Genomic DNA, 4153 nt, shown 5'->3' with positions numbered 1-4153 from the left:
GTTCCTTCGAGAACCGCACTTGTCAACGATATGAGATCGGCCAAAGCGGAAGCTTCCAAAAAACAGGACGAGATTCTGGACTCGTATCTAAGGGACCATCCCGAATATGCCTTAAGGGACAGCACCGATAACTATAGTTTTTGGCATACCTATTTTGCCTCACAGAAAATGGTAACCGATGCCATTGAACCGAAAATAAAAAGCTTTGATATACAGCTCGAAAATCAACAAGCGTGGGTAAACAGGCTCGGTTTTCTTTCGCCAGCGATCATCTTGCAGCGGGGCCTAACCCAAATTGCGGGGACTTCGTCCGACAATTACGGTGATTTCAGGAAGCAAGTCCTCGAATTTACCGAACGCTGGAGGGCACACCATCTCAAATTCATATTCAACAATAGGTCATTTACGGCCACGGACATTGATGCTCTTCCGGAATTCAAGTACGAACCATGGGCAAAGAAAAATGCGCTCCTTGATCCCCTTATCCTTTTTTTAGCATCCGTCACTGTATTTTTTATGGGTTGGATCCTTTTCAGGAAACCAACGAACAAACAAAGAACCACATTATTAAACTAGATTATGAAAAACACTGTATACACACTTGGAACCCTTATTCTTTTATTGTTGCCCTTTCTGGGCCATTCCCAAATTTCGGTTAGTGGAATCGTTACCGATGCAAATTCCAATGAACCTTTGGGAGGTGTCGAAATCAAGGTTACGGCCACCGGTGAAACCCGATTATCCAATAGCGCTGGGGAATTTAACGTCGAAGTTCCGAACGGCGATAATATTCTAAGTATCACGCGCAAGGACTATCTAAGCAAGCGAATCACCATTACGGATACTAACATATCGTTGAGAATTGAACTGGAAAGGGAGAGTATAGCTTTGAACGAAGTAGTCGTTACCGACCGCAATAGGTTTGTACCGCAATTTAATCCACAAAAGGCCGATAGCGAAAAGCTGCCACAAAAGATAACCGATATCCCCCAAAGTATCAAACTAGTGGGGCGGGATCTAATCGACAATAGGCAGGCCCTGAATTTTAAGGACATTATCAAGAATACCCCAGGGGTAAATGTCGAAAATAGCAATAGCGAGGTAACCATTAGGGGGTTCACGAATGCGGGAGGAGGGCCGTTGGGAAGTCTAACCCTTATCAATGGCATGCGCAATTTCTACACGGGTGCTACCAGCGACCTTAACCTCACCAATATCGAGAGTGTCGAGATTTTAAAGGGGCCCTCTTCCATTTTGTTCGGTGCCAACTCTCCCGGGGGATCTATCAATGCCATTACCAAAAAACCGGGAAAGGAGGAGAAATATTCCATTGGAACTTCCGGGGGAACTTGGGGAAGATATAGGGTGGATGCCGATATTTCGACACCTATAAGCGAAAACGAAAAAGTGTTGTTCCGCTTAAATGCCGGCTATCAGAACGAGCAGGGCTATCGGGAACTATTGTTCAATAGAAACTTTATAGTTGCACCAACGCTCAGGTATATGCCCTCGGAAAATACGGTCATCGATGTTGAATTTGTCCACAACAGTATAAACAGAAGTGTCTATTATGATTGGGGCTATCCCTCCTTGAACCAAGACGTCTTTGCGATACCCATAACTTTTACCCCGCATGAACCGACCGATAATGTACAGATTGTCAACACGATGTTAATGATATCGTTAAAGCAACGGATTCTTGACAATCTTTATTTACACAGTAATTTTAATAGTAGTAGCAATACCCTGAAAATAGAGACCCATGCCCCCTCATTTTTTAATCCCGCTCCTGATGACAACAACAATGTAGCACGTGTTTACAGAGAGGGTATGGAAGATAATAAGGGGGCATTTTTCGGAAACTACCTTACTTGGAAACCTCAAACGGAAAAAGTTAAATTTACGCTGACGGGCGGAATAGACTATTTTGAATCTACTTATTTTCTTAATCTAGACCAAGCCGGTGGTTTAGATGGGGTACCGCCCATAAATGTCCTGAATCCGGTCTATCGGCAGGCGTCCGTCAACACGTATCCTGCCATTGGTGGGTTTAACGCAATTGCCTTTACTGATTTTACGGGAGTATATTTTCTAGGGTTTACCGAATTTGGCACCCAACTGAAGCTGCTTTTGGGAGGCCGCTGGGACAACTACAATTTTGAGGGACCCGATCGTACCGAAAACATTACCGAAGCTTTTCTGCCCAATGTTGGGCTCATCTACGAACCGATAAAAAATCTAAGCGTATACGGCAGCTGGAACAGGGGATTCCTGCCGCAAAATATGCAAAGCCCCGACTTCGGAGGGCCGTTCGATCCCGAGTACAGTGAACAGATCGAGATAGGGCTGAAAGGTTCTTTTTTGAACGATAAATTATCCGCCACGTTGGCTTGGTACAACATCGACCGAACCAACGTACTGGTTCCCGCGGATCCTGTTAATGATCCGTTTGGGATAAGGGAATCCTCAGGTGTCGCCAAAAGCCGCGGTTTTGAGGTCGATGTGGCGGGCGAGGTGTTTCCAAACTTATCCATTAATGCAGGGTACGCCTATAACGATAGCAGGATTACGCAAAGCGCCTACGGGTTTGAGATCGACAGGCAGGCCAACAATGCCCCATTTAATACCCTAAGTTTTTGGGGAAATTACTCGTTTAAGGGACTATTTAAAAATGCTGGCTTGGCTGTGGGAGTGTACCATATCGGCGAGAGGACTACCCCCGGAGAAATATCCTATCCGGCACCGCTACTTCAAGAAATTCCCTCTTACACCATTTTTGAGGCTGGCCTGTTTTACAGATACCAGAACCTTTCCTTCAATATCAATATCGAGAATTTGTTCAATGAAAGGTATATAGCCGGGGCAACCAATGCGTTTTATCTCTATCCCGGAAAACCTAGAAATGTGATGGCGCGAATACAGATAGACCTATAAAAACAGCATGTTCAACACTTAAATTTTAAAACAATGATCACAAAAGAAGAAGTAATTAAAATCCAAAAGAAGTGGGGAGAAGGTGTCGTAAAAATCGGGAACCTTATGGATGACCGGGAAACCTGTGAAAACTTTACAGAGCAGTTTCTCAAGGAGCACTATGCCTTTCATAAAAGCAAAGTTTTATTCAAACCTACGAAAACCGCACACGAGCAGTTCAGGCCAAGCCAAGAGGGTGCGCTGTCCTATTTTATAGCGGGGACCGGCAAATTCCCGGAAGATGGGGGCTTTGCCCTTCAGCCTTGGACCAACGTGCGGTTTGAGAACAACGGGGTGATCCTGGAAGAAAACCGCGCCCTCGCCATGGGCAATTATTTCTTTACGGATCGCAAAGGCGGGGAGACCAAAGTGGAATACACTTTTGGATATACGCTTACCGATGAGGACGAACTCCTGATAGACCTGCACCATTCCTCGTTGCCCTATAACCCCGCATCGGTATGAGCGGAGGTCGGGAAACTACAACAAGTAGATTGTTTTTGGTGTGCCCGAGCGGATTTATGGAAACCCCCGTTCGAAAAACCTTCGGGGAGAATTCCTATTTCTATACGGCCATGGGTGTGTTTTTTGAGTGGGACGAGGCCACACAGCACAGCTTGACCGGCTTCCTGCAACGGAGGAACATATCAGAAATCCATTTTGTGGGCAATATAGACAACCCTTGGTATGCCGGATTTTTGCACGAATCGATCATCCCGTTAAGGCTGCCCTGGGAAAGGCAGATCGCCCGGGGATATACCGATCTAAAAACGGAGATCGAGGGCCAGCCGGGGGCAAAAATGAAAACGCAACTGCTGCTCGCCGAGCATTTGGCGCGCCAGATTCTCCGTTTAAGGGAGAGCCCTATTTTGGGCAGCCACATAGACAAAGAAGGTATTCGGATCAGCGCATCGGTTTACGACCCCTCTGACGATAGTTTTCTAGGTGCGGCCGAAGTCCGTCGCCGGGCCATGGTGCTGCAGGGTATTTGTCTCAACTGATAAAAGTTTAATGAACCTTAATAAACTACACATACTCTATTTATTGTTAGTTGCTTCGGTGGCTGCCATTGGACAGAAGCCCGATATTTCAGGCCGTGTCATGGATGAAAACAGGATGCCCTTGCAGGATGTGACGGTACAACTGAATCCGGGCGATGTATTTACCAGCACGGACTATT

The 4153-nt window shown here is 46.0% G+C and carries 4 protein-coding genes; all 4 read left to right on the top strand.

Annotated elements, in window-relative coordinates:
- Positions 1 to 576, top strand: a 576-nt coding sequence (locus ACEW8S_RS10085) for a DUF3526 domain-containing protein (RefSeq protein WP_373518027.1), incomplete at its 5' end; no start/stop codon positions are given.
- A 3-nt stretch (positions 577 to 579) separates the two neighbouring features.
- The gene (locus tag ACEW8S_RS10080) at positions 580 to 2934 is read left to right on the top strand and encodes a TonB-dependent receptor domain-containing protein (RefSeq protein WP_373518026.1); all 2355 of its coding nucleotides are present in this window, start codon (positions 580 to 582) and stop codon (positions 2932 to 2934) included.
- 33 nt (positions 2935 to 2967) lie between these two features.
- Positions 2968 to 3438, top strand: a complete 471-nt coding sequence (locus ACEW8S_RS10075) for a hypothetical protein (protein ID WP_373518025.1) — start codon at positions 2968 to 2970, stop codon at positions 3436 to 3438.
- Entirely contained in the window at positions 3435 to 3974 is a 540-nt protein-coding gene (locus ACEW8S_RS10070; protein WP_373518024.1) for a hypothetical protein, read from the top strand. Before ACEW8S_RS10075 ends, ACEW8S_RS10070 begins: the two co-directional genes overlap by 4 nt.
- Positions 3975 to 4153 lie beyond the last annotated feature (179 nt).

Origin of the sequence: Pricia sp. (genome assembly GCF_041745955.1) — a bacterium.
In the GTDB taxonomy this organism is placed as follows: Bacteria; Bacteroidota; Bacteroidia; order Flavobacteriales; family Flavobacteriaceae; genus Pricia.
This window is presented reverse-complemented; position numbering and strand designations above follow the sequence as displayed.